Consider the following 24,720-nt stretch of genomic DNA (forward strand, 5'->3'; position numbering starts at 1 on the left):
TGGTTGTTCTCGATACATCTTCCCACCTGCGCTGCAGTTGGAAAGCCACTCGAACTGACGGGGAATGGTTGATTGGGGATTGGTTAAATGGGGATTGGTTGTTCTCGATACATTTTCTCACCTGCGCTGCAGTTGAAAAGCCACTCGAACTGACGGGGGATTGGTTAATTGGGAATGGTTAATTGGGGAATATTTGTTCTCGATACATCTTCCTACCTGCGCTGCAGTTAGAAAGCCACTCGAACTGACGGGGATTAGTTAATTGGTTAATCAGGGAATGGTTAATTGTATTTTTTTTATTTTCACTAATCACTAATCACTAATCACTAATCACTAATCACTAATCACTAATCACTAATCACTAATCACTAATCACTAATCACTAATCACTAATCCCTAATCCCTAATCCCTAATCCCTTTTCAATTCTCCAAAGCTTCTGAGACCTTCACGTTCACTACAACTCCAAGATCCTTGAGGATGAGTCGGAGGCGTTTGTTGCCGATCTTCTCTATAACGGCTTCTTTGCCTTTAAAGCTTCCATTGGCGATAGTAAGTTTGTCGCCGGGAGTAAGATGATTAACCTCAATTTCTTCAACTCGTTCGTCTTCCAGCCACGACTTGATGGTGTTGATCTCCTCATCTCTTATAACGGCAGGTTTTCCTAACCAGAAGAGGTACTGCACTACTCCGGTGGTGTTGAAAACCCTTGCCCGGTCCTTATCTTCAAGATGTACAAAGACGTAAGATTTGAAAAGGGGAGTGGTGACTTTTTTCTTGCGGTCGCTCCATTGGCGAACCTCCGTGATCTCCGGACAATAGGTTTCAATACCTTGTTGCTCCAGATCTCTCGCTACCTTTTTCTCCCAGCGGGGTTTTGTGTACAAAGCGTACCAGTTCATAGAAATTTATTTCTTGTAAATTTTTGCTTTCCGCTGGTAGGGAGTGCACGAAGTGCCGGGAAAGAATGGGATTTGACACCCGTGTTAACACAAATGTAAGAAAAAAAGCTGATTTAGAAATTTGAAAATTGGTGGATTTGAAGCTTAATTTTTTAGAATCATGGATTAAGAGTTAGGACTTTTTTTTTAAAGTGTCCGGTGCGCAGTTTTACATAGGTAGTGTTCTCTTTGAATAATTTTTAAGTCTGTAGGTTTTAGAAGCTGTCTGGAGAATTCAAAAATTCGGGCTTTTGAAATACGAATTTAGAAATCAAAATAAGGAGTGCGGCACCTTGAGTAGAACCGGAATTTTATTCAACTGCTTTTCCCGGCTCCTCCCGATACGTAGGGATAGGGTAGAGGTAAAACGGGAAAAGGAGAAGAGAATATCTCCATTTGCCAGGAAAAGATTGCCGCGGTCGCTCAAAAAGTTCCCTGGCAAAGCCAACAAAATGGCTAAGGGTCAATAAATATTAGCTGGAAATGAGAAGTAAATGTAAAAGCAAAAAAAGTTGTGGGAATCGTAACCTGTATGAAAGAAAAATTTACCTAAAGTCGGAACTAAAAATTTCTCAGATTAAAAATTAATAAAGTGGTTTTTGTTTCGTGCCACGGAAATTGATAATGAAGATTATATTCTCAGTTGAATTCCACCTGTAGATCAAATAATTATTTTTGTCAACTACAGCTCTTCGCAAACCTTTAAATTTAATCGATCTAGGGAATAACTCGGGCTGATTTTGCACCTGTTTTAAAATTTTCTCAATTTTCAATTTAAGTTGAAGAATTTATTTCACTGTCCATTTTTCTTCAAGATATCCTAAAACATTTTCCAGTCCAATTAAAGCCTGATGAGTCCAAACTACTTTTGGAGCCATTTATCAAATTTTTTCCTGACCTCTTCATGATCTATCACCTCTCCTATGTCAGCTTGTACTAATCCTACATAGATTTCCTCTCTCTCTTCTTTACCGAGATCGTCCCACCAATCTCCCGTCTCTTCTTCTAAAACAGACCTCACTTTACTTAAAACGCTTTCTTTATCTGTTTGAAGTAGGAGCTGCATTAGTTCCAGTTTTGTGGCTTTAATATCCATAACCAAAGTATTTACTCAAAGATAAGCAATATTTTAACTGCTTTTCCAAACCTTTTGAGGGTTGGAAAGTGAATGGAGTTATGGCTAGTGCCAAAAGCCATAAATAGGAAATATCTCCCATGCACTCTTTGTCTGCCTGAAGAATTTCTCTCACGAGACGACATAGGAACCCGCAACCGACAACATTTTAACTTATTTACTCCGTCACTCTTCCCTCATTAATTGATCAGAAGGTTGGAAGCTTTTCCTGGTTCCTCCCGATCCGTCGGGATAGGATTAGGACAAAACTGGAAAAAACGAATAAAAGGTTGATAGTGCTCTTCCCACCCCGACCTGCGGCCATCCCGAAACAGGTTCGGGACAGGCTCCCTCCGGGGGAGGGGATTAAAAATGGTTATTCTTAGAAGGAATGGTGAGAAAGCAGGTGAGCGGCAACAGGCAAAATAGTACCTACGGAGCCAAAGGCCGATAGCCAATAGCTTCTTTAATGCAGGCAACCGGAACAGGAAAAAAACACGCAACCCGCATGCGTCAACTTTTTCACTTCGTCACTCCGTCACAACACTAACATCCGTAAAAAACAACTCAAAACTCCCATCGACATTTTTGTGCATTTTCGAGATCGCTATTCCTTCATGCACATCATAATCTTCCCAGGTTGTAGCGAAGGGATTATTCCTGCTGCCACCAGATAGATAGACCCACTCCTGGATCATGTGATCATTTCCAAAGTAGATCTCATAAACATCCCCCGGAGTGTAACCGGCTCCGTCGGGATAGGTGACGGTTACCTTTTGCATTTCTTCTCCGCTTATTGGTGCTGAAGCCTCTATTGTATGCTTCCATTCCATCTCATCCCATACCAGGTGAAAAGGAAACAGCAGCCAGTATTGGTCATTGATGAACCGCTGATCTATTTCCTCATTCAGGTAAGCTTCAGTTTCGTAATTGTAGGTGATGGTACTGTCCGGCATTCTCAAAGCAGCTGTATTCTCCTGTGGCCGCCAGGTCCAGGCTCTGCTGGTTCTAATAGTGTCATTTACTCTTACATTGAAGGTGTAGCGGAGTTCTTTTACATCATCAAAATTTTCGATACCATTTGCTTCAGCAATTTTTTGAACAATAGTTTGTTCTGGTTGCGGAGCGCAGGAGGTGATAAGGATGAGGAGGAATAGGAAATTGATTTTTTTCATGGTAGATGGTTAGTAACGACTATAAAAGTAAGGAAAGAATTAAAAAGAATTAATTTAGCGAAGTAAATTTTGATCTCGCAGAGACCGCAAAGGTGGTGCGAAGGGCGCAGAGGAAAAATTTATGTCTTGCGAAGTTCATTAACTTTTTTGGTTCCCTTTAGGGTGAGGGAAAAAAAAAGGGTTCCGTGCTCTGTCGAGATGACAAAACAGTGCCCGGTGATAATAAAACTCGTGATCCTAAAGCTGTAACAGTTAAAATAACGCTTCGACTAATCCTCCCTCCGGTCGGGCTCAGCGTGACAATCGGGACAGCCCAAGGCTAACAACTAGCAGCCAATAGCTTCAATGATGACGCTTCGACTAATCCTCTCTTCGCTCGGGCTCAGCGTGACAATCAGGAAAGCCAAAGGCTAATAGCCAACAGCTCAAATAAGAACGCTTCGACTAATCCTCCCTCTGGTCGGGCTCAGCGTGACAATCGGGACAGCCCAAGGCTAACAACTAGCAGCCAACAGCTCAAATGATGACGCTTCGACTAATTCTCCCCCCGGTCGGGCTCAGCGTGACAATCGGGAAAGCTAACAGCTAATAGCTAACAGCCAAAAGCTCTATAGAACCGGTAACTGCTTTTTAATAATGACCAAACTCGTACTTCCCACTTCGTAATTCTAATTTCAAAGGGCTTTCACGCTCATTCCTCCGTCGGCAACAATGGTTTGTCCTGTTATAAAGGAAGATCTGTCCATAGCCAAAAAGGCGATTACTGAAGCAATTTCTTCAGGTTCGGCGATGCGGTGGAGGGGAGTCCGCCGCAGGATCATCTCCTTGCGATCCCCCTGCAGCACCGAATCTGTCAACGGAGTGCGGGTGTACCAGGGAGAAACGGCATTCACGCGGATGTTATCTCTTGCCCATTCCACTGCCAGGCTTCGGGTTTGCTGGAGAAGACCTGCTTTTGACATCGCGTACGGAGTTCCCGTGCCCACATCCTGGGTCGCCGCAGCCGACGCAACATTAATGATCTTTCCATTGTTGGATTTTTTCAGAAGGGGATATAATTCCCTGGCAAGGAGGAAAGGAGAAAATAGATTGATCTCCAGAACTTTCCGATATTCTTCTTCAGAATAATCCATTGCTTTTTTCCTGATGTTGATCCCGGCATTATTAACCAGTATTGTCACCGCCTTCCAGTTATTTTCGGTCCACGTAAAGATCTTACGGCGATCTTCGGGATTTGCCACGTCGGCCACAATGCCTTTTACTGTATGTCCTTCAGCAGACAATTCATCCTCTACTTCAAGTATATCGTCGGCATTTCTTCCTGTGTAAAGTACTTCTGCTCCCAATTTGAGAAATTCAGATACGGTTGCACGCCCAATTCCTTTTGAGCCGCCGGTGATCACAGCTGTTTGTCCTTTTAGATTCCACATGGTTATTAGTTAATTAGAGATTTGTTAACTGGGGATTAGTTAATTGGGGATTGGTTAATCGGTGAATGGTTAATTTGAGGTTAGGTTTCTTAGAATATTCACTACTTTTTCTGAACTTCCCTGATTAGTGTTGACCGGTTTTAGATATTAATTTTCATTATCAAAAATAGTAATAATTGGTCGTTCTTCCGGTTTAAGGGTTGACCAATAACTAATGAACTCTTCAGGATTCTTTTTCTTCAAATGATCATGTGATCTTTTGTTGTTGTAGTTCTTTACTGCTCTATTCACCTGGCTTTTGAGTTGGCTAAAGGTTTTTGGTTTCCAATGGTCCAGATATTCTTCTTTTATTGTTCTGTTGATCCTTTCGGCATAAGCATTGTCCTGAGCACTTAAAGCCATACTGATTGTTGTTGTATGGGATTTTAAAAGATCTGTGTAGGATTTATAAGTATACTGGCTTCCTCGATCTGAGTGGTGGATCTTAGGAGCTTTGTTTTCTTTTAGAGCCATTCTTAGAGCCTTCAGGTTTGCTGTTCCTCTCATATGATCAGAGACCTCATAACCTACTATTTTCTTTGTGTAGACATCTATAATAAACACGGCATAATAGAATTTATCTTTTACCCGGTAGTAAGTGATATCACTTTGCCATACCACCGAAGGTGCATTGATTTCTAAACCTTTAATTTTATTTGGATAGTATATCTTACCGGCAGTAGTAGTGCGTCTGTAATTTCTTTTTCTTTTCAGACGATAACCCAATTGCATAAAAGTCTCTACAAATCGGTCTCTTCCAATAAAATCAGGCTTTAGGGTATAGAACATTTTCTCCACCCCACAACCAGGATGATCTCTACGAATATCATCGGCTTCAGACATTAACTCCATCAAGCGATGATCAAACAAAGTTTGCCTTCGTGCGTATTGATGTACAGCTTGTTTACTGATCCCGACACCTTCATAGAATTGATTCATGGAATAATTCACTTTTTCTTTGTTTTTCCTGAACCAGTTGATTGTGGGGTGCTGTAGTTTTTTTTAATGTCAATATTGAGTTCTGTCTTGGCTAGTTCAACCATCTTCTCCAGATAATCCAGCTGTATCTGCTTACGTCCTAAGGCTGCCTCCAGTTCTTTATTTTTGGCCTCCAGCTCTTGCAATTTTGTACTGCTACTGTCTTTCATTTCTACGACTCTAAAACCTTTCTCGTTAAAGGTAGAAAATTTATAAATCCAATTATAAATCGACTGATTAGTTACACCATGCAGCTTCTCAAGTTGAGGAACACTATATTCTCCACTTTCAAAGTCTGCTACAATCTGTTTCTTGAACTCTACGGAATAACGCCTGTGCTTCTTTAGTAAACGAATGTTTGATTTCATATAAGTTGATTTTAGTGGTCAACCTATATCAGGGACGTACAAATGACCAATTTCGTACTTCCCACTTCGTAACTTTAACTTCAAAGTGCTTTCACACTCATTCCTCCGTCGGCAACAATGGTTTGTCCGGTGATAAATGAGGATTTGTCCATGGCTAAAAAGGCAATTACTGAAGCTATTTCTTCAGGTTCGGCGATGCGGTGGAGGGGAGTCCGTCGCAGAATATATTCTTTTCGTTCTCCCTGCAGTACTGAATCCGTCAGCGGAGTGCGGGTGTACCAGGGAGAAACGGCATTCACGCGGATGTTATCTCTTGCCCATTCCACTGCCAGGCTTCGTGTTTGCTGGAGAAGACCTGCTTTTGACATTGCATAAGGAGTTCCCGTTCCCACATCCTGGGTTGCCGCAGCCGATGCAACATTAATGATCTTTCCATTATTGGATTTTTTCAGGAGCGGATATAAATCCCTGGCAAGGAGGAAAGGAGAAAATAGATTGATCTCCAGCACTTTTCGATATTCTTCATCAGAATAATCCATGGCTTTTTTCCTGATGTTGATCCCTGCATTGTTGACCAATATAGTCACCGCCTTCCAGTTATTTTCGGTCCACGTAACGATCTTGCGGCGATCTTTGGGCTTGGATACGTCGGCTACAATGCCTTTTACAGCGTGTCCTTCAGCAGAAAGTTCATCCTCTATCTTGAGGATATCGTCGGCATTTCTTCCGGTATAAAGCACTTCTGCTCCCAGTTTCAGAAATTCAGCTACGGTTGCCCGTCCAATTCCTTTCGAGCCGCCGGTAATTACGGCGGTTTGTCCTTTTAAATTCCACATGTTATTATATTTTTATCTTATTTCATGATTGTAACTCTTAGACTCAAGAACCAAGAGACTAGAGCCAAGACTTGATTGGTTTAGCCTAAACGATTATGCCACGCTGGTGCGGACTTGCAATACGTAACGAGGATATAATTAAAGCTAATGGCCAAAAGCTAACAGTTAAAGGTTAACAAATGAATTGAAAGATCCATGGTCGGACTCCCTTTCTCTCGAAAGAAAATGCTGTGCCGGAATGACAGAAGAACCCGTATTTCGCAACGGATTTGAACTCATAATTCATAACCAATTCGTACTTCTACCTTCGTAAATCTAACTTCCCTAAATGGGAGAGACCACCCCAAATACAGATAAGAAAATAAAATCAATTCCCTAGGGCAGATTCAAAAAATTCTTGTCGGTATTTACCGGGGCAGCCTCTTATTTATGGTCCTTAAACTATCCTGCTTAAAGACTCCTTCCTGTCAATAATTTATAAATGACCAGGATCACGGCGATCACGATCAGGATGTGGATAATACTGCCAAGGTCGGGAAAGGCGAAATAGCCTATTAACCACCCAATAATCAGTAAAACAATAATAAGCCAAACTAAATCTCTCATAACTGAAAATTTGTGCAACCGTATGGTTGCTGGTTAGTCATTCTGATTATAAATGATCTGCAGATTTTTAAATATATCTATGCATGATTATCAAATAAATGTACGAAAGCTTTTAGCTGTTGGTTCGATTTTAACGGAGGTTTAACGGGCACGTCACATAGGAAGGATTTTGAATTCAGCATTAAAAATTTAAGATAAAACCTGATCTATTCCCTCTTCTCTGGAGGAGGTTAAGAGGGGATCCATAAAATCAATGATAGCTGCGGTGATCCTCCACTATTAGCCAACAGCCAACTGTCAGCCAATGCTCCTACAAGTTGATTTCATCACTTCGTCATTTGATCACTCCGTCACTCCTTCACTCCGTCACTTCATCACTCCGTCACTTCATCACTTCATCACTTCATCACTTCATCACTCCGTCACTCCTTCACTTCGTCACTTCATCACTTCATCACATCGTCACTTCATCACTTCATCACTCCGTTCTAACCACTCAATACCCACTACTCATTACTGGAAAAAAGTAGTATTTTCGCAGGCAACATGCAGCACAAAAAAAATATTGCTATAGTAGGTACCGGCCTGGTAGGCTCTTTACTTGCTCTTCATCTTAGACAAAAAGGACATTCCGTAACGGTTTTTGATCGAAGACCCGATGTGCGGAAGGTGGAATTCTCGGGTCGCTCCATCAATCTCGCTATGTCTCACCGCGGGTGGAAAGCTTTGCGGGAAGTAGGAATTGAAGAAGAGGTGAGGAAGTTGGCAATACCGCTCTACCGGCGGGCCATGCATGTTAACAGCAGCCCGGTTTATTTTCAAAATTATGGAAAGGAAGGTGAGGCTATTTTTTCCATTTCACGAGGAGTTCTGAACCGCAAAATGATTGATCTGGCCGAGGCTGCCGGGGCCGAGTTCCGTTTTGAGGAAAAGGTTTGGGATGTGGATCTTACTGAAGCCAAACTCTACACCGGCGAATCTGAAAAAGGGGGCTGGGAGGAGTATGATTATGACCTCATTTTTGGGGCCGATGGCGCCTTTTCCCGTGTCCGTCATAAAATGCAGAGGCAAAGCAGATTTAATTATTCACAGCACTTTGTGGATGTTGGTTATAAGGAGCTGCGAATTCCGGCCAATGCCGATGGTTCCCATAAGCTCGACAAACACTCTTTCCACATTTGGCCACGCGGCAGGTTTATGTTGATCGCCATGCCCAACCTTGACGGCAGCTTTACCTGCACGCTTTTTCTGCCTTTTGAGGGTAAAAATTCCTTTGAATCTATTTCTTCTGAAGCCGAAGCCGAAAATTTTTTCAGCGAATTTTTTCCCGATATTAAAGATGAGATCTCCAATCTTACCCGTGATTTCTTTAAGAACCCCACCAGTGCCCTTGTGACAGTGAAATGTTACCCATGGACCTATTATGACAAGATCGCTTTGGTGGGGGACGCTGCCCATGCCATTGTGCCCTTTTACGGACAAGGTATGAATGCAGGCTTTGAGGATATTTCTGAACTCAGTCGTCTGGAATCGCAATTTGGTGATGACTGGGAGCAGATTTTTGCGCATTATCAGGCTCTTAGGAAGCCAAATGCCGATGCAATTGCGGAGCTTAGCTACCGGAATTTTCTTGAGATGAGCAGCAAAACTGCCGATGAGGACTTTTTACTGCGGAAGAAGATCGAGAAAAAATTTGCCGTGAAACATCCTGAAAAATGGATCCCGGTTTATTCCCGGGTCACATTTTCTGAAGCGCCTTATGCTGAAGCTTTAAAAATAGGGGACCAACAGGCAACAATCATGGATGAGGTGATGCAAATTCCTCAAATCGGCCAAAAATGGGATTCAGCTGAAGTGGAGGACAAGATCCTGAAGCTGCTTGAACAAAAAAAAATTAGATTTTAGAATTTAAGAAGTACGAATATTTCCATTTGTCATCCCGACAGAGCGTCCTGCCCGGTAAGGAAGGATGTGACGAGGGATCTTATTTTTTTTCGGCAGAGAAGATTCAGGAAGTCGGGAAGAGATTTCTCAGTCGCTGAAAAAGCTTCTTCGAAAATGACAACAGACTTCCGCAGGAAAATTGAACAACAGAGAACCAGCAACGGAAAATAGATCCCGTCCACCGACCACTTTAAAAATTTCTCAGTCGCTGAAAGGCTTGTTCGAAAAGACAGGTAATAGTACCTCTCAAAAAAGCCATTTTTAACACCTTTTTTTCCGTAATGTCAGACTGAGCCAGCGCAGGTGAAAGGTTTGCCCTGAGAAGCGACGAAAGGTCGAAGTCAATTCCGTTGTCATCCCGACAGAGCGTCCCAACCGGTAGGGAAGGATGTGACGAGGGATCTTATTTTCGGCAGGAAGTTAATTCAATTCTAATCCCCAATCCCCAATCCCCAATCCCTGATCACTGATATCCTTCCGCAGCCATACCTCCGAAAAATGGCATATTGGACACCTCTTAAGAAAAAAAATCTACTTTTATTTTCTTTTTTGCAACACGACATAAATCTTGTCGTCTTTAAAGTGAAACCCAACCAAACTGAAGTTATTTTGATACAACATCAATTAATAGAGGCTTGCAAACAGAATGACCGCAGGGCGCAGCTCAAGCTCTACAATAAGTATTGCGACGGTATGTACTATGTGGCTCAAAGGTTCATCAATGATCCGTTTGAAGCTGAAGATGCCATGCAGGAGGCTTTTATTAAAGCTTTTGAAAAACTGGCACAATTCACCGGGGAGGTGTCCTTCGGGGCCTGGCTGAAACGGATCGTCATAAATAAATGCCTGGATAAGCTCAAAGCGCGTAAGCTGGAACTGGTTGCGATCAATGAACAAATCCTGGGCACGGCAGACGAGGAGGATAACTGGAATGTTGATGACGGAATTGGATTGGAAGAAGTCAAAAGAACAATGGAGGAACTTCCGGAGAAATATCGATATCCGCTTATGTTGTATCTAATAGAAGGATATGATCACGAGGAGATTTCAGAAATATTGGATATATCTCAGGTGGCTTCCAGAACACTGGTGCACCGTGGAAAGAAAAAATTACAAGAAGAACTAAAAGTAAAAAGACATGGCACAGGATATTAGAAAGATGTTGCAGGAAGACAGATCGTTGCCTTCCAAACCCCCAAAAGGACATCAAAAGAGATTCGAGGCAAGACTGGAAGAAAATTTTCCGCAGGAAAAGCAGGAAAAATCTTTAAACAGGAATTTTTTCTTTCTCAAAATAGCTGCCGTGCTGGTAATAGTATTGGGAATTGGATTTTTCTTTCTCAATCAAAACGAAGGTTTCAGTGGAAGTCAGGTGACTAATGCACCTGTCGAGGTAGAGTCGGAGAGTAGCGAGGAGATTCCGGTAACAAAGGAATATCAGCTTAGCGACGAATCTCCCGAATTCAGGAAAATCGAGAACTTTTACCTCGCCAGTCTCAACATAGAGTTGGCAAAACTGGAAGTGAACGATTCAAACAAGGCGCTGGTAGATTCTTTTATGAAACAACTGGAGGGACTTGACCGGGAGTATAAAAAATTAAATTCCGAGATCAGTGAAACCGGCCTTACCGAAAGCAGTTTAGAGGCTTTGATCTCGAACCTGCAGCTTAGATTGGAATTATTATATAAAGTGAAGAATAAAATCAGGGATATTAAAGAATCTAAAATAAAAGAAAATGAAAATTACGAGGCTTAATACCGCAATTATAGCATTGCTCTGTGCAACTGCAACGCTGGCGCAGACGAGTAAACTAAATAAAACCTTTAAGACGAATAAAGATGTAACGGTGAATATTGATGCCCGTCACACCCTGGTAAATGTCGAATACTGGGATAGAAATGAAGTACAGGTGTCGGCATATCTTGAAGGTGGGGAAGAGGACAAGAACAAAGCTCTGCAAAACTGGAAACTAAATGTGGATGCATCTGCTTCAGAAGTTGAGATAAATTCGGCAGCCGCACCCGGAGGTCCCGGCGATTTCAATATGACCGCACTACAGGCACCACTGGCAAAGTTGCCCGAAATGATCGCTCCCCTAACACAAATGATGGGGCCTATGCTCGAAAGTTTATCCGGAAATCCATTGCCACCAGAATTCTATGCCAGTATAGGAGAGATCAATTTTGATTACGAGCAGTACCAAAAAGATGGAGAAAAATACATGGAGAAATTTGAAGAAAAAATGGAACAGAATTTTGGAAAAGATTTTGAGAAAGCAATGGAAGAATGGGCTCAGAAATTTGAAAAGGATTCTGCTCTCTGGAAAAAGAATGAAATGCAAATGGAAGCATGGGGTGAGGATTTCGGGAAAAAAATGGAAGCCTGGGGAGAAAGTTTTGGAAAAGATATGGAAAAGTGGGGCGAGGAATTTGGGAAAGAAATGGAAACATGGGCCGAGAACTTTGAAAAGGAAGCAGGTGAACGAAATGGGACTTCAGGACCTAAGATTATGATTATTAATGATGAGATTTCCTCAAAAAAGGTCTTGAAAGTTAAGATGCCCAGGAACGGACAGCTTAAACTGAATGTGCGTCACGGGGAAGTGAAGCTTGCGGGTACAACCAATAATCTTAGAGGAGAAGTATCCCACTCAAGGTTCGATGCCGCAGAAATAGCCGGAAAGAACACAAATTTCAAGGTAGCCTATACTCCTGTGATGATCAAGAACTGGAAGTACGGAGTACTCAATGCTGCTTATGTGCAGGACCTGAAGATCGAGAAAGCCGAAAGCCTGAAGCTTGATTCTAATTCCAGTAGTGTGTATTTAAAGGAATTGGGGGAAACCGGAATTCTTGCCGGCACGTTTGGAGAACTTAAGATCGATAAACTATCTTCCGGATTTAAGAACCTGGACATCATGTTGGAAAATTCAGATTTGATCCTCGATCTCCCTGAGAGTTCCTTCAATTTCGCTTATAATGGCACCAATAGTGAAGTTGGTTATCCAAAAGGTCTTAAGTTTACTTCGAGTAACTCATATGATAATCAAAAACTGAAAGGCTACAACGGCAGCCAAAATGCAAACGCTTCAATAAATATTCAGGCAAGATTTAGTGATGTTGTGTTGAAGTAATATATTTTTGAGCAAAAAAGTAAATGCCGCATCATAATTTTTTAACCGGTCTCACTGCAGGATTTACACCTGTAATTGATTCCGGTTTTTCTTTTCAACAGTATAGACATATGGATCTTTCGGTTAGCAATAGCGAATTGTCCCAATCTCAGTTAAATTCCCCAAATGCTTTTCAGGAATACCTGGATTCTTTTCTTCGGAAGCAGAAAGGAAAAGTTGCCTATGGCGGTTACAAGGAACACCGCGGACTCTACAAGCGCAGTGAATTATTTTCTTCTACGGAAGATGAAGAACAAGTCAGAAACCGGCATATTGGTCTTGATATCTGGGCGCCGGCGGGAACTGCTGTACTTGCCGTTTTAGACGGGAAGATTCACAGCTTTCGGAACAATGACAACTTTGGAGATTACGGACCTACAATTATTCTTGAGCACGAAGCGGAAGGGAAAAGGTTTTATACGCTTTACGGACATCTTCAAAGATTATCTCTGCTAAATCTTGAAACCGAGAAAAAGGTAAAGCAGGGTGAACAGATCGCTGCTCTGGGAGACCCTTCAGAAAACGGAAATTATGCCCCGCACTTACATTTTCAGATTATTCTGGATATGCAGGGAAAGCACGGGGACTATCCGGGTGTGGCCAGTAGAAAAGAACTGGATTTCTACCTTGAGAATAGTCCCGACCCTAATTTGTTGCTGAAGATATATTAGAAGACTGGAGTCTACAAAATTTATATTAATAACTTTTACGTGTTCCGGAAGATTCTGAAGTCCTAATCCCGTAGGGATTGTAGATAGGTAGGAGCGAACGAGGAATGTAGAAAGTCGCGGTAGGGACTTGTTGACTTCCCAATATCTTAACTTTACCTAGCTGCAGCCCCTACGGGCCATGGTTGGGAATTACATAAACTATTATAAAAATTCCGAGAGCCAAAAAAGACGTATGGCTCATAGTCCTGTAGGGAGTAAAGAAGGTTCCCCCATGCTGTTTTCAAGAAGCCTTTATCTGCTCAATTGTCTCAGGATCTTTTATGGGGACGCGCACCAGGGTTTGATCCCAGGCCAAATTAAAGTTGATGAGATCCTGCTGTTCTTCAAAGAAAATTGTGAACTGCTCCAGGGGATTCTTAAGGGTTCTTACCGGGACCTCCAGAGTTAGCACATCATATTCGGCAACACGGGAAGGAAGTTTATCGGCTGTTATGCCCCATGGATACATTTCGGAATTGAAAATAATTTTCCAGGATTCTTCCTGTGGAATAGTCCAAAGTGTATAAGTGCCTGCCGGCAAAAGGGAGCCGTCCACAAGAATATCTTTTGAAGTATAGAAAGTGGTAGCTTCATTTGCGCCGGTTCTCCAGACTTCATTGTAAGGCACGAGTCCGCCAAAGATTTGCCTGTTCTTTTTATAGGGACGGTTGTAGAAAACTTCCAGTTGGAGATCGCCACTGCTAAATTCCACTGTGTCTTCCGGGCTAAAAGCTTTAGTATTATTTTTATAGATAATGTATGTGAGCATAATAGCCCCTAAAACAATAATTACTCCCAGAAAACTATTTCTAATGGTATTCTTCATACTCTGTTAGTAAACAACTTCCGAGCCGAAACAGGATTTGTCAGGCCTGGTCTTTTCCGGATAGGAGATAGAAAAGTAGGGTTGAAGCCTGATTACCGATTTTAAATAGAATTTAAGTGCAGTCTGGACACCCGAACCCATTCACGATCATCCTACCTCGGAATGGGGAACCGGTTGTGGTCCTTCGCATTTTAATTCATCAACTGCCCTGGAATATCTGATTTAGGGAACAGCAATATAAAAAGCCCCAAAAAGGGGCTTCTAAAAAGATTTATTGGCTGGAAATTACATAGCCTTCAGTTTACGCACTTTTGGCCGGTTTGAAGGATTCAGAGCTTCTTCCCCGGATTCGTATTTGAGGCATTTCTCAACAGCACTTTCAATGGTCTCTTTTTGCTTTTTAAGGATCTTAAGAACTTCTTTGGGAAGTACCTTATTTTCCAGAATTTCTGTGTAAATCTCGAGATTCTCCTCATCCTTTTTTCTGCATTTTTTCAATAGCTTCAAAGGTTTGGTCTTTATCAGGGCTTTTCTTTCTTCCCGCCAGTCGCGATCAAGATTACCTTTGTGAGCCCATTCTTTGGCAGGTTCAATTTCCGCCTGTACTAATTGTTCGGATATTTCGTAGCTAAAGCGGTTCCGGTTTACAGACTCGTAGTTGAAGAATCGTTTCAACTCTACTTGCTGTACATCCTCGCCCGCATTGTAATAGGTACGTTCTGCTTCAAAACTCTCCGTTAGCAGCCAGTTCAACTTCTTAAATTTAGAGTAACGATCTTCCATAATTGTTGTTTTATATGTTCGAAGATAATCACAGAAGTAAACTATAATCTACTAATCAATCGTTAAAACACTGATTTTTAATAGAATATTCAGTAAAATTTAAGAAGGAAATATAATTCGTTAAGAAACTGGCTTACAGAAAGTTTTCTTTTTTATAGGAACATTTTTTCCAGTACATCCCCAACAAAATATGCGAGAAAAGCTGCTAAGCCTCCCAGAACAAGTGTTTCAAAAATACCAATAATGACATTCTTTTCGGTCACTATACTTTTAAGACTTCCCACAATTGAAAGAGCTACAGCTGTCAATATGCAGGAGTAAAGAAAAAGATCTTCCCGAATGACAGAACCTGTACCCGTAAAGACATAGGAGAGTAGCGGTACCGATCCAACAATTATAAAACTAAAGAAAGTCATTCCTGCCGTTTTATAAGGTGCTTTGTCGCTTTTCACCATCTCCAGTTCCTCCTTCATCATAGTATCTACCCACACATCCTTATCGGCGGTAATTACTTCCACAACTTGTTCCAATAGATCACCTTTAAATCCCTTTGCGGCATAAATCTCCCGTATTTCCTGTATTTCTTTATCCCGCAGGTGCTCAATTTCCCAATATTCCACCTGCTTGTGACGATCAAAGGTATCTCTCTCGGCCTTTGTGGAAAAAAAATTACCCACGCTCATAGAAAAACCGTCGGCAATGAGGTTGGCAAGACCCAGAATAACAACTACCTGTATGCCCAGGTTAGCACCTTCAGATCCTGCAACTACAGCAAAAGTGGTAATTGCACCATCAATGCCTCCGTAAACGAATTCAGAAATATAATCTTTATTGAAAAAGAGCAATTTTTGACGGGAGTGGAGTTGGCTTTCCTGCATTGGACGCTATTTTGGCTTGAGATTATTCGGGACCGTGTGGTTCCCTGCCGACTTCCATCTCGATTTCTATCTCGACCTTCACATCCTTCTCATATCTTTTCCCTTTGATCTCGTCATGCCTGTGGAATTGAGGGGCAGGAATTTCCAACTGAACTTTATATTTACCTTCCTTAGGAATCCTGAAAAAGGCACCGTAATGGAGCAAAAAAGGATGCCACAGGAAGGGGAAATCAGTATCTATAATCTCTTTTCCCTCGTCATTCAGAACTTTTCCGTGGATCTTCAATCCTGGAATAAAACGTTTGTCTTTTTTATCCCTCACCACAATCTCGAGATGCGTATTAAATCCCTCTTTTGGTGTTTTCCATTCCAGTTTTCCCTGCTGAAGCTGATATGTTCCTTCAGCTTCTTCGGAAGCTAAGCTTATGATGTAATCATCCACTTCCTTCTCGGCATGGTTGTCCATTTCTTTCATGTAATCCAGGGCTGCAGAATATGCTTTTCCCTGGTCTTCTGCCAGTTTGATCTTTTTTTCGTTGTCTTCTATCTTCATTTTTTATCTTAATGTTTAGTTCCTTTAAGATAAGCATCAGAGGCTGCTTTTGCTGCCAAAGACCTGTTAAAATGGCTTGTCAAAAATGGCATTTTTGAAGGATCTTTTTTTAGGGATATAAATTTTAACTTCTTTACCTCCTGCTTAAACCATCTTCCATGGGAATTTTAGAAAAGCGTTTTTTTACCTGTAAGGTGTCGTTCCTTTCACCTGATTAGGGTTTGGAACTTTACGGCGAAGAATAAGGGCAGCAATAGCTGCAGTTATTAAACCTGTAATTGCGGCCCAAACCATACTTTGCATGATATAATTCCTAAGACTAAAATAAATTTCGGCTTCTTCCCTGTTCATTTCACCTGCTTCTATAGAATATTCGGTGATATTCCTGAAGTAATCTGGAGTAATAACCTGGCTTATCAACAGCTGTATGAACGGGGACAGGATCACAATCCCGAGGGTTATAATGGCTCCCGATTTAAATCCTTCCTGCCAGCTCATAAAACCATTGTGGTATTTTTTTCGTTTATCATAAAGGGCAAGTAGATAAATTCCAATGGCCACTATTGCAAAAAAGCTGGTGTAGAAAGAATGGTCGGCTATATATTTATCGTGCAGCCCCAGAATTTTCTCCCCCAGCATCCACAGGATCATAATCACGGAAAATATAATAGCCCACTTAATTTCTATGCGATATTTGCTCATAATGGAAAGGTTGATTATATAAAAATAGGAAAAAATGCATCTTTGGACTGCATAAGGAAAATAAGAAACTGCTAAAATACTGGTGCCCGTCAACTATTCTGAAGCTTCAGAAGTTTCAGTTTTCCTTCTTCTTCGATTACATTCGAAGAGATTCTGACATATTTAATATGTAATTTTATGTCCGTCAACCTGAACTTGTTTCAGGTTCTGTAAATCCGGATAAGTTTAAAAGAAATTAGTTTCTATTTTTCTGTGATTGGAATTGAAGAGATTCTGAAATAAATTCAGAATGACGAAATACCTGTTTAAAACCAAAAAGCCTGAAAAACAATCTGCTTTTCAGGCTTTTTAGATTAAATCTAAGATATCATTTTACTGACCACTACTCATCAACAAGTACCCAGTCGCCTTTGTCTAGCAGTGGGATTGCTTGTTTAAATTTCATGTTTTTATTCTCTCCTGTCATTACATTTTTGATCGTCACTTTGTCGTTACGGCCAATTTTTGGACGCTCCCTCGTAATGGTTTCAGTCACCTGCGGGCGACGTTGCTGAGTTTGCCCTGCGGCCCTGCTCTGTGCAGCTCTTTCGTCCATATTCGGGATCTCTTCTTTTGAAGTTTCAACACTTTCTCTTTTCCTTGTTTGCTTTGCTTCCCTTATTTGCGCAGGGTTTGGAGCAGGGAGTTCTCCCTTGAAAAGGAAAGAGATCACATCTTTGTTTACCTGGTCTAGCATTACCTTGAACAATTCGAAAGCTTCGAACTTATAAATCAATAATGGATCTTTTTGCTCATGTACAGCTAACTGTACACTTTGCTTAAGCTCATCCATCTTTCTAAGGTGAGTCTTCCAGGCATCATCAATGATCGCCAAACTTATATTCTTCTCAAAGTCGGTTACTAACTGTTTCCCTTCACTTTCATAAGCTTTTTCCAGGTTCGTTACCACTTGAAGTGTTTTAACTCCATCGGTAAATGGTACAGCGATTCTTTCAAAACTGTTGCCTTTATCTTCCCAAACCTGTTTGATCACAGGATAAGCAGCTTCGGCATTGCGCTTCATCTTCTCAAGATAATGTTCGTATGCAGCCTTATAAATAACTTTGGCAATCTTCAGGAAATCCATTTTATCGAACTCTTCTTCAGTCAAGGGAGAGCTCATGGAGAAATAACGGATTAACTCAAACTCAAAGTTCTTATAATCACTGGCTAACTTATTAGTTTCAGCAATACCTTCAGCAGTATCATAGATCATGTTGGAGATATCCACACGCAATCTGTCTCCGAACAAAGCATGATAACGGCGCTTGTAAACTACCTCACGTTGGGCATTCATTACATCATCATACTCCAAAAGCCTTTTACGTACCCCGAAGTTGTTCTCTTCCACCTTTTTCTGAGCGCGTTCAATGGATTTGGAGATCATGGAGTGCTGAATTACTTCTCCTTCTTCCAGACCCATACGGTCCATTAATTTTGCAATTTTTTCTGAACCAAAAAGGCGCATCAGGTTATCTTCAAGCGATACATAGAATTGTGAACTACCGGGATCTCCCTGGCGTCCTGCACGACCTCTTAACTGCCTGTCAACCCTTCTGGAATCGTGACGTTCTGTACCGACAATGGCAAGACCGCCTGCTTCCTTCACTTCAGGTGAAAGTTTAATATCTGTACCACGACCGGCCATGTTGGTCGCAATAGTCACAACACCCGAGTTACCGGCTTCGGCAACAATATCGGCTTCTTTTTTGTGTAGTTTCGCGTTAAGTACGTTGTGCGGTACATTACGGATTTTAAGCATCCGGCTGAGTAATTCTGAAATTTCTACGGAAGTTGTACCTATCAACACCGGTCTTCCTGCTCTGGAAAGTTCGGTCACGTGATCGATAACAGCGTTATATTTTTCGCGTTTTGTTTTGTAAACGAGGTCTTCTTTGTCTTTTCTTGCAATAGGGCGATTCGTTGGAATTTCTACCACATCGAGTTTATAGATCTCCCATAATTCCCCGGCCTCCGTCACTGCAGTACCTGTCATACCGGACAGTTTATTGTACATCCTGAAGTAATTCTGAAGGGTTACCGTCGCAAATGTCTGGGTCGCATCCTCAATCTTTACGTTTTCCTTCGCTTCAATCGCCTGGTGTAAACCGTCGCTGTAACGACGACCTTCCATGATACGGCCGGTCTGTTCATCTACGATCTTCACCTTGTTATCCATCACCACATACTCGGTGTCTTTTTCAAACAAAGTGTAAGCCTTCAGCAATTGACGCATTGTGTGGATGCGCTCACTTTTTACGCTGTAGTCACGGAAAAGTTCTTCTTTCTTTTCGGCTTCTTCTTCTTTAGAAAGACCTTCTTTTTCGATTTTAGCGATCTCCATCCCAATTTCGGGCATTACAAAGAAATCCGGGTCATCTTTACCTGAAAGGAATTCAATCCCCTTATCTGAAAGGTCAATCTGGTTATTTTTCTCTTCGATCACAAAATACAATTCGGCATCAACAATCGGCATCTCCCGGTTGTTGTCGGCCATGTATTTGTTCTCTGTTTTTTGAAGAAGAGCTTTGATCCCTTCTTCACTCAGGTATTTAATAAGTGCTTTGTTCTTTGGAAGTCCGCGGTAAACCCGCAGTAATTGCAGTCCGCCTTCTTCGGTATTTCCGGAGGCAATAAGTTTTTTAGCTTCAGCAAGAACCCCCGTAAGATATTTTCTCTGTACTTCAACTATGTTGGCAATAGCCGGTTTCAGCTGATCAAATTCGTGTACATCTCCCTTCGGAATTGGTCCCGAAATAATAAGGGGCGTTCTCGCATCATCGACCAGTACCGAATCCACCTCATCCACAATTGCGTAGTTATGAGGCCGCTGTACAAGATCATCGGGCGAATGCGACATGTTATCCCGCAGGTAATCAAACCCGAACTCGTTGTTGGTTCCGTAGGTGATATCAGCATTATAGGCTTTACGTCGCGCAGCTGAATTTGGCCTGTGGTAATCAATACAATCTATGGTAAGCCCATGGAACTGAAAAATAGGAGCCATCCAGGCGCTGTCACGCTTGGCCAGGTAATCGTTTACAGTAACCAGGTGCACGCCATTGCCGGTAAGGGCGTTTAGGTACATGGGAAGGGTGGCAACAAGAGTTTTACCTTCACCCGTTTGCATCTCGGCGATCTTACCCTGATGCATAGCAACTCCACCAATAAGCTGTACATCGTAGTGTACCATATCCCAGGTAATAGGTTTCCCGGCTGCATCCCAGGAATTCCTCCAGATTGCATGGTCTCCATCGAGGCTCACATAATCTTTTTCGGCAGAAAGCTCGCGGTCGAAAGCAGATGCCGTTACTTTTAATTCGGAATTTTCTTTAAAACGCTTGGCAGTTTCCTTAACGGTTGCAAAAGCTTCGGGCAGGATCTCATTGAGAACATTTTCAGAGACCTCATAGGATTTTTCTTTTAAAGCGTCAATTTCGGCGTAGATATCTTCTTTGCGGGAAATGTCTTCAGATGCATCAGCTTCAGCATTTAAATTGGTGATCTGTTCATTCACCTCCTTCAGGGCATCTTTTATTTTTGTCTTGAAAGCTGCGGTCTTTGCACGGAGTTCATCCAGGCTAAGGGCTTCATATTCTTTTTCGAGAGCGAGGATCTTATTGACTATAGGCTGAATTTCCTTTATGTCCTTCTTAGACTTGTCGCCGACAAAAACTTTCAATACGGTATCTAAAAAACTCATATGTTTTTGTGGTTTTAATATGTCAAAGTTAAGCAAAAAAAAAGCCTCAATTTTGAGACTTTTTTCTGCTGTTATTTAAGTGTGCTTTTAATATTCATCTTCATTCCAGAGGTAATCCTCATCTGTAGGGTAATCTGGCCAGATTTCCTCTATTGAATCATAGGAATCCCCTTCATCTTCAATTGCCTGCAAGTTTTCGACAACCTCCAGCGGCGCACCCGTCCTGATGGCGTAATCAATTAACTCATCTTTTGTGGCGGGCCATGGCGCATCGCTTAAATAGGATGCTAATTCTAATGTCCAATACATCGGTTAATCGGTTTAAATTTTTGCAAAAATAATTTTTTTGACGAGAAAGTCAAGAAAAAAATCATCTTTTTATCATTAATTTTAAGAACGTTTTTCTCACAAGCTAAATCCTTTAAAAATAAAGGGTTTAAGTAGAAAATTGGCCGGGATAAATCTTAAGATTCTTTCTGCGGAATCCATTGAATTTCCTTTGCCTGTAGATCATGAGACAACTTTCGTGCCAGCACAAAAAGGTAGTCACTTAGGCGGTTGAGGTATTGCAGCACCTGCTCTTCAAAAGGTTCAATTTCATACAGGGCGGTGGCCAAACGTTCGGCGCGGCGGCATACACAGCGGGCTACGTGACAAACTGACACGGTTTGATGCCCCCCCGGAAGCACAAAATGTGTCATGGGCGGCAGGGTCTCATTCATTCTGTCCATTTCCTGTTCGAGAAGTTCAATGTCCTCCTGAGATATTTTTGGGATCTCAAGGCGCTGTTTTCCGTTTTTGAGGACTGCCTTTTCAGGATCGGTAGCCAGGGTGGAACCAATGGTGAACAGCCGGTCCTGTATTCTTATAAGGATCTCCCCACTGTGCTTATCAACCTGCTGGTCGCGCAGGAGACCTAAATTTGAATTAAGTTCATCAACAGTGCCGTAGCTGTCAATGCGAATATGATGTTTGGGAACACGGGTGCCGCCAAATAATGCAGTAGTGCCTTTGTCTCCGGTCTTGGTATAAATTTTCATTTTATTTGTTTTAAATCTCCTTTGCGGAAGGGAGCCTAAAATAAGAAAATTAAAAGGGCTTAAAAACTGAAATAAATAAAGCTTTTAAAATGGCATTTCTGGAAAGTAAATTTACAGATGGCTCAGGTAATTCTTTGGCTGAAAGTGGAGGTATTATGATATTAAGAGATTTTACTTATGAAGTAATAGGAATCGGAAACCCCCGGATTGACCTCTATTTGAAATCCCAGGGGTTTATTTCAAAGGTTTCGATCTGTTTTTTCTACTGAATTTCCCCCGAATCTTATCACCAAGAGAACGTCTCCATTCGAGTTCTTTTTTTCTTCTTTTTCGACTTCTCAACCACAGGATGAAAGAAACACAAACGCAAAGAAGGGCAAGGTATAAAAAGAGTTCATTGGTCCAAAAATCTTCCATAACACCTGTTTTTCAGATGATAATGTAGCAAAATATTTAATTCACTTTTACTTAAGAATTGTTAATTCGTTAGGCCTGGCAGCTATTTTCCTTTTTCTTTTCTCTCATTATAACGATTCCTGAAGCTCTTATTTTTCCTGATATCCCGGTTATTTTTAGTCTGTTTTCGGTTCCATAAAAAGAATCCCACAAAGACTAAAATGAGAATGATATAGAGGAGGATATCGTTATCTAAAAATGACATTTTTGACAGGTATGAAGGGTATTACTATTGAATTTAGACTTTAACTAGATGCAAGTTACCAATAACTGTTGTGGTGAAGCAGGAGGAGTATTGCGAATTTCTAACCTTCAATTCTGTACTTCTAACTTCGTACCTCTAACTTCGTACTTCCAAATTCACTTCTTTCCGTTCATCACTTTCTATCATTCCGTCGCGGAGTCGTATAATTCTATGTGCATGACGGGCGATGTCTTCCTCATGTGTTACCAGGATCACGGTATTTCCTGAAGCGTGGATTTCATCAAAAAGATTCATAATTTCTACAGAAGTTTTAGAATCCAGGTTTCCGGTAGGCTCATCGGCAAGAATGATCGACGGTTTATTGACAAGCGCTCTACCTACAGCTACTCTTTGACGTTGTCCTCCGGAAAGTTGATTGGGCTTGTGATCCATTCTATCGGCCAGGCCAACATCGGCAAGTACCTTCTCGGCACGTTCTTTCCGCTGACTCTTGGTTGCACCAGCGTAAATCATTGGTAAAGCCACGTTTTCCAGGGCAGTGGTTCTCGGGAGTAGGTTGAACGTCTGAAATACGAAGCCTATTTCTTTATTCCGGATCTCGGCCAGTTCATCGTCGCTCATTTGGCTCACATCCTTCCCGTTGAGAATATACTGGCCCGAAGTAGGAGTGTCCAGGCATCCCAGGATGTTCATAAGGGTGGATTTTCCCGATCCCGACGGCCCCATAAAAGCTACATATTCTCCTTTTTCAATATCGAGATCGATACCTTTTAGAACTTTTACAATTTCATGTCCCAGGTGAAAGTCCCGGGTAATCTGCCTGATCTTTATAACGCTGCTCATAAGCTAATGTGAATTCAAAAGATTAGACGCAAGGTAGGGGAGTTTGTTACAATTCTTCAATTAACGGTAAAAAAATTCCAAATTACAAGCACCAAATACCAATTGATTATAGAGTGTCTGAGCTATTTCCTCCACCGGGAGGGTGGGGAAATATGGTCGAAGCCGATGTGGACGTAGTTTACTCTAAGAAGAAGAATCATATATACGTAGAAGCCCTTCGACCGGTGCTCCTTCCAGTCACTGGCTCAGGGTGACATTTCAGATAGAATAGAATCTATCGTAAGCTAGGGCAAAGTTGAGGGAAAATCGAGCTCCGGAGGAGCGTAGAATTTATAGATGAAGATAAGAAGTGAATATTAAGAGCTCCAGAGGAGCGGCATATTTAGCTTGACTGAAGTTTGTATAAAGGAAAAATGATAACGGCCAAAAGCTAACGGCCAATTGCTCTAAAAAAAATAACTGCCTACTTAAGACTGCATGCTGCTAACTGAATCATATCCGAATTACAAAATGTTCCTTCTCCTGTTCTCTTCTGAAGAAAACCAAGCCCCATTGAAAAGTGTCAATAGAGACAGTCACCTTTGGATTTGCTTTGATCTCTTCCCAGGCTGCTTCCATTCCTTTGGACCAGTGAATATCGTCGAAGATCATAACTGAATCATTATGTATTAGCGGAAGTAATTTTTCAAAGTAAGAAAGAGTGGCTTCTTTTTGATGGTGGCCGTCGATAAATAGTAGGTCGAAGTTCTGAGTTAGGAGTTCAGAGTTATGAATTGCCTGTTGCCTGTTGCCTGTTGTCGGTTGTCTGTTGTCAGTTGAAGCAATTTTTGAATCTTGAATCTTAAATCTTGAATTTTGAATCCTCTTTTCCCCTAAAAATTCTTCAAACTTCCCGACCTTCAGCTGAATATTATCAAATCCGAACTCTTTAAATTTTTCTCCAGCAATTTTCGCAGTTTCAGGACAGCCCTCAATCGTCGTGATCTTCACCATATTTCCGGCTGCAATGGCTGCTGTGCCCAGCCCTAAAGAAGTACCCAGTTCAACTGCCCTATCTACTTCAAGATATCTCACCAGTCGGTTTAACAGTCGGGCGCGTTTGGGAGAAATTCCGGCATTTTTTGCCATTTTTGACACCTTACGTGTGTCCGTTTTAAAGACTTTACTTCCCGCACCAAAATCTGTAATCTGTATTGTCTTTTTGTCCTTCAGCAGAGACTTACGGTGTTCTTTCAGAAGGGCATAAGATGGATATTTCTTCCTGTCATAAAAGCATTTAGTCACCAGGCTATAAACAAACGGCGAATGCACCCCATGTTGGTTGGTGGAGCGGAGAAGGAATTTTATGTAAGCGAAGACAATGTGCATCTTTGTTCAAC

General features: G+C 41.6%; 25 protein-coding genes. 6 read left to right on the top strand and 19 right to left on the bottom strand.

Features of this window, described 5'->3' with window-relative positions; genetic code table 11:
- The coding region (locus H148_RS18690) for a hypothetical protein (protein WP_169578571.1) at positions 1 to 182 on the top strand (182 nt) is incomplete at its 5' end.
- A gap of 239 nt (positions 183 to 421) precedes the next feature.
- On the opposite strand, the gene H148_RS0113895 is transcribed toward H148_RS18690, so the two are convergent.
- The 8 genes from H148_RS0113895 to H148_RS18640 form a co-directional block, all read right to left on the bottom strand.
- On the bottom strand, positions 422 to 901 hold the full coding sequence (locus H148_RS0113895; protein ID WP_029035341.1) for a UpxY family transcription antiterminator: 480 nt from the start codon (positions 899 to 901) through the stop codon (positions 422 to 424).
- Positions 902 to 1,802: 901 nt separating this feature from the next.
- On the bottom strand, positions 1,803 to 2,036 hold the full coding sequence (locus H148_RS0113905; protein WP_029035342.1) for a hypothetical protein: 234 nt from the start codon (positions 2,034 to 2,036) through the stop codon (positions 1,803 to 1,805).
- Positions 2,037 to 2,584: 548 nt separating this feature from the next.
- On the bottom strand, positions 2,585 to 3,229 hold the full coding sequence (locus tag H148_RS0113910) for a hypothetical protein (protein ID WP_029035343.1): 645 nt from the start codon (positions 3,227 to 3,229) through the stop codon (positions 2,585 to 2,587).
- A gap of 674 nt (positions 3,230 to 3,903) precedes the next feature.
- Complete coding sequence (locus H148_RS0113915; RefSeq protein ID WP_037325259.1) at positions 3,904 to 4,659, bottom strand: SDR family oxidoreductase; 756 nt, start codon at positions 4,657 to 4,659, stop codon at positions 3,904 to 3,906.
- A 147-nt stretch (positions 4,660 to 4,806) separates the two neighbouring features.
- Complete coding sequence (locus tag H148_RS0113920; protein ID WP_083961679.1) at positions 4,807 to 5,637, bottom strand: IS3 family transposase; 831 nt, start codon at positions 5,635 to 5,637, stop codon at positions 4,807 to 4,809.
- Positions 5,638 to 5,645: 8 nt separating this feature from the next.
- Complete coding sequence (locus H148_RS0113925) at positions 5,646 to 6,044, bottom strand: transposase (RefSeq protein ID WP_029035346.1); 399 nt, start codon at positions 6,042 to 6,044, stop codon at positions 5,646 to 5,648.
- Between the two features lie 80 nt (positions 6,045 to 6,124).
- Positions 6,125 to 6,880 carry an SDR family oxidoreductase gene (locus H148_RS0113930; protein ID WP_029035347.1) on the bottom strand — a complete coding sequence of 252 codons (756 nt, stop codon included), beginning with the start codon at positions 6,878 to 6,880 and terminating at the stop codon, positions 6,125 to 6,127.
- Positions 6,881 to 7,330: 450 nt separating this feature from the next.
- Positions 7,331 to 7,486 carry a lmo0937 family membrane protein gene (locus tag H148_RS18640; protein WP_029035348.1) on the bottom strand — a complete coding sequence of 52 codons (156 nt, stop codon included), beginning with the start codon at positions 7,484 to 7,486 and terminating at the stop codon, positions 7,331 to 7,333.
- A 546-nt stretch (positions 7,487 to 8,032) separates the two neighbouring features.
- Here H148_RS18640 and H148_RS0113940 point away from each other — a divergent pair.
- The 5 genes from H148_RS0113940 (at position 8,033) to H148_RS0113960 (ending at position 13,274) form a co-directional block, all read left to right on the top strand.
- Positions 8,033 to 9,391, top strand: a complete 1,359-nt coding sequence (locus tag H148_RS0113940) for an FAD-dependent oxidoreductase (protein ID WP_037325262.1) — start codon at positions 8,033 to 8,035, stop codon at positions 9,389 to 9,391.
- A gap of 648 nt (positions 9,392 to 10,039) precedes the next feature.
- Positions 10,040 to 10,585 carry an RNA polymerase sigma factor gene (locus H148_RS0113945; protein ID WP_037325359.1) on the top strand — a complete coding sequence of 182 codons (546 nt, stop codon included), beginning with the start codon at positions 10,040 to 10,042 and terminating at the stop codon, positions 10,583 to 10,585.
- Positions 10,569 to 11,186 carry a hypothetical protein gene (locus H148_RS0113950; RefSeq protein WP_029035351.1) on the top strand — a complete coding sequence of 206 codons (618 nt, stop codon included), beginning with the start codon at positions 10,569 to 10,571 and terminating at the stop codon, positions 11,184 to 11,186. Before H148_RS0113945 ends, H148_RS0113950 begins: the two co-directional genes overlap by 17 nt.
- Positions 11,167 to 12,564: a YggN family protein gene (locus H148_RS0113955; RefSeq protein ID WP_029035352.1), complete on the top strand. Its 1,398-nt coding sequence runs from the start codon at positions 11,167 to 11,169 to the stop codon at positions 12,562 to 12,564. Before H148_RS0113950 ends, H148_RS0113955 begins: the two co-directional genes overlap by 20 nt.
- 23 nt (positions 12,565 to 12,587) lie before the next feature.
- On the top strand, positions 12,588 to 13,274 hold the full coding sequence (locus H148_RS0113960; RefSeq protein ID WP_029035353.1) for a peptidoglycan DD-metalloendopeptidase family protein: 687 nt from the start codon (positions 12,588 to 12,590) through the stop codon (positions 13,272 to 13,274).
- A gap of 280 nt (positions 13,275 to 13,554) precedes the next feature.
- Here the strand turns inward: H148_RS0113960 and H148_RS0113965 are convergent, their stop codons facing one another.
- The 11 genes from H148_RS0113965 to H148_RS0114020 all read right to left on the bottom strand — a co-directional run bounded on the left by H148_RS0113965 (position 13,555) and on the right by H148_RS0114020 (position 24,709).
- Positions 13,555 to 14,139, bottom strand: coding sequence for a DUF2911 domain-containing protein (locus H148_RS0113965; protein WP_037325265.1), 585 nt, complete (start codon positions 14,137 to 14,139; stop codon positions 13,555 to 13,557).
- Between the two features lie 285 nt (positions 14,140 to 14,424).
- Positions 14,425 to 14,922 carry a DUF2383 domain-containing protein gene (locus H148_RS0113970; protein WP_029035355.1) on the bottom strand — a complete coding sequence of 166 codons (498 nt, stop codon included), beginning with the start codon at positions 14,920 to 14,922 and terminating at the stop codon, positions 14,425 to 14,427.
- A gap of 152 nt (positions 14,923 to 15,074) precedes the next feature.
- Positions 15,075 to 15,800: a VIT1/CCC1 transporter family protein gene (locus H148_RS0113975; RefSeq protein WP_029035356.1), complete on the bottom strand. Its 726-nt coding sequence runs from the start codon at positions 15,798 to 15,800 to the stop codon at positions 15,075 to 15,077.
- 22 nt (positions 15,801 to 15,822) lie between these two features.
- Positions 15,823 to 16,353: an iron transporter gene (locus tag H148_RS0113980; protein ID WP_029035357.1), complete on the bottom strand. Its 531-nt coding sequence runs from the start codon at positions 16,351 to 16,353 to the stop codon at positions 15,823 to 15,825.
- A 183-nt stretch (positions 16,354 to 16,536) separates the two neighbouring features.
- Positions 16,537 to 17,055, bottom strand: a complete 519-nt coding sequence (locus H148_RS17975; RefSeq protein WP_051286486.1) for a DUF4199 domain-containing protein — start codon at positions 17,053 to 17,055, stop codon at positions 16,537 to 16,539.
- A 382-nt stretch (positions 17,056 to 17,437) separates the two neighbouring features.
- On the bottom strand, positions 17,438 to 20,797 hold the full coding sequence (gene secA / locus H148_RS0113990) for a preprotein translocase subunit SecA (RefSeq protein WP_029035358.1): 3,360 nt from the start codon (positions 20,795 to 20,797) through the stop codon (positions 17,438 to 17,440).
- Between the two features lie 87 nt (positions 20,798 to 20,884).
- A complete protein-coding gene (locus H148_RS0113995) occupies positions 20,885 to 21,106 on the bottom strand; it encodes a DUF2795 domain-containing protein (protein ID WP_008272287.1) in 222 nt (73 codons plus the stop codon).
- A 155-nt stretch (positions 21,107 to 21,261) separates the two neighbouring features.
- A complete protein-coding gene (locus tag H148_RS0114000) occupies positions 21,262 to 21,837 on the bottom strand; it encodes a cob(I)yrinic acid a,c-diamide adenosyltransferase (protein WP_029035359.1) in 576 nt (191 codons plus the stop codon).
- 499 nt (positions 21,838 to 22,336) lie between these two features.
- The gene (locus H148_RS18695) at positions 22,337 to 22,498 is read right to left on the bottom strand and encodes a hypothetical protein (protein ID WP_169578573.1); all 162 of its coding nucleotides are present in this window, start codon (positions 22,496 to 22,498) and stop codon (positions 22,337 to 22,339) included.
- A gap of 135 nt (positions 22,499 to 22,633) precedes the next feature.
- Positions 22,634 to 23,341 (bottom strand): ABC transporter ATP-binding protein, encoded by a 708-nt coding sequence (locus H148_RS0114015; RefSeq protein ID WP_029035361.1) that lies wholly within the window; start codon positions 23,339 to 23,341, stop codon positions 22,634 to 22,636.
- Between the two features lie 492 nt (positions 23,342 to 23,833).
- Complete coding sequence (locus tag H148_RS0114020) at positions 23,834 to 24,709, bottom strand: O-methyltransferase (RefSeq protein WP_029035362.1); 876 nt, start codon at positions 24,707 to 24,709, stop codon at positions 23,834 to 23,836.
- Between the last annotated feature and the right edge of the window lie 11 nt (positions 24,710 to 24,720).

The sequence above is a fragment of the Salinimicrobium terrae DSM 17865 genome, from assembly GCF_000424665.1.
Classification (GTDB): domain Bacteria; phylum Bacteroidota; class Bacteroidia; order Flavobacteriales; family Flavobacteriaceae; genus Salinimicrobium; species Salinimicrobium terrae.

What these genes read in the sequence shown, in the direction of transcription:
- H148_RS0113905 (WP_029035342.1), bottom strand. Translation starts at nt 2,036, where the DNA reads ATGGATATTAAAGCCACAAAACTGGAACTAATGCAGCTCCTACTTCAA.
- H148_RS0113975 (WP_029035356.1), bottom strand. Translation starts at nt 15,800, where the DNA reads ATGCAGGAAAGCCAACTCCACTCCCGTCAAAAATTGCTCTTTTTCAAT.
- H148_RS0113925 (WP_029035346.1), bottom strand. Translation starts at nt 6,044, where the DNA reads ATGAAATCAAACATTCGTTTACTAAAGAAGCACAGGCGTTATTCCGTA.
- H148_RS0113940 (WP_037325262.1), top strand. Translation starts at nt 8,033, where the DNA reads ATGCAGCACAAAAAAAATATTGCTATAGTAGGTACCGGCCTGGTAGGC.
- H148_RS0113970 (WP_029035355.1), bottom strand. Translation starts at nt 14,922, where the DNA reads ATGGAAGATCGTTACTCTAAATTTAAGAAGTTGAACTGGCTGCTAACG.
- H148_RS0113960 (WP_029035353.1), top strand. Translation starts at nt 12,588, where the DNA reads ATGCCGCATCATAATTTTTTAACCGGTCTCACTGCAGGATTTACACCT.
- H148_RS18640 (WP_029035348.1), bottom strand. Translation starts at nt 7,486, where the DNA reads ATGAGAGATTTAGTTTGGCTTATTATTGTTTTACTGATTATTGGGTGG.
- H148_RS0113915 (WP_037325259.1), bottom strand. Translation starts at nt 4,659, where the DNA reads ATGTGGAATCTAAAAGGACAAACAGCTGTGATCACCGGCGGCTCAAAA.
- H148_RS0113950 (WP_029035351.1), top strand. Translation starts at nt 10,569, where the DNA reads ATGGCACAGGATATTAGAAAGATGTTGCAGGAAGACAGATCGTTGCCT.
- H148_RS0113920 (WP_083961679.1), bottom strand. Translation starts at nt 5,637, where the DNA reads ATGAATCAATTCTATGAAGGTGTCGGGATCAGTAAACAAGCTGTACAT.
- H148_RS0114015 (WP_029035361.1), bottom strand. Translation starts at nt 23,341, where the DNA reads ATGAGCAGCGTTATAAAGATCAGGCAGATTACCCGGGACTTTCACCTG.
- H148_RS0113895 (WP_029035341.1), bottom strand. Translation starts at nt 901, where the DNA reads ATGAACTGGTACGCTTTGTACACAAAACCCCGCTGGGAGAAAAAGGTA.
- secA (WP_029035358.1), bottom strand. Translation starts at nt 20,797, where the DNA reads ATGAGTTTTTTAGATACCGTATTGAAAGTTTTTGTCGGCGACAAGTCT.
- H148_RS0113980 (WP_029035357.1), bottom strand. Translation starts at nt 16,353, where the DNA reads ATGAAGATAGAAGACAACGAAAAAAAGATCAAACTGGCAGAAGACCAG.
- H148_RS0113995 (WP_008272287.1), bottom strand. Translation starts at nt 21,106, where the DNA reads ATGTATTGGACATTAGAATTAGCATCCTATTTAAGCGATGCGCCATGG.
- H148_RS0114000 (WP_029035359.1), bottom strand. Translation starts at nt 21,837, where the DNA reads ATGAAAATTTATACCAAGACCGGAGACAAAGGCACTACTGCATTATTT.
- H148_RS0113930 (WP_029035347.1), bottom strand. Translation starts at nt 6,880, where the DNA reads ATGTGGAATTTAAAAGGACAAACCGCCGTAATTACCGGCGGCTCGAAA.
- H148_RS0113965 (WP_037325265.1), bottom strand. Translation starts at nt 14,139, where the DNA reads ATGAAGAATACCATTAGAAATAGTTTTCTGGGAGTAATTATTGTTTTA.
- H148_RS0113910 (WP_029035343.1), bottom strand. Translation starts at nt 3,229, where the DNA reads ATGAAAAAAATCAATTTCCTATTCCTCCTCATCCTTATCACCTCCTGC.
- H148_RS0113955 (WP_029035352.1), top strand. Translation starts at nt 11,167, where the DNA reads ATGAAAATTACGAGGCTTAATACCGCAATTATAGCATTGCTCTGTGCA.
- H148_RS18695 (WP_169578573.1), bottom strand. Translation starts at nt 22,498, where the DNA reads ATGTCATTTTTAGATAACGATATCCTCCTCTATATCATTCTCATTTTA.
- H148_RS17975 (WP_051286486.1), bottom strand. Translation starts at nt 17,055, where the DNA reads ATGAGCAAATATCGCATAGAAATTAAGTGGGCTATTATATTTTCCGTG.
- H148_RS0114020 (WP_029035362.1), bottom strand. Translation starts at nt 24,709, where the DNA reads ATGCACATTGTCTTCGCTTACATAAAATTCCTTCTCCGCTCCACCAAC.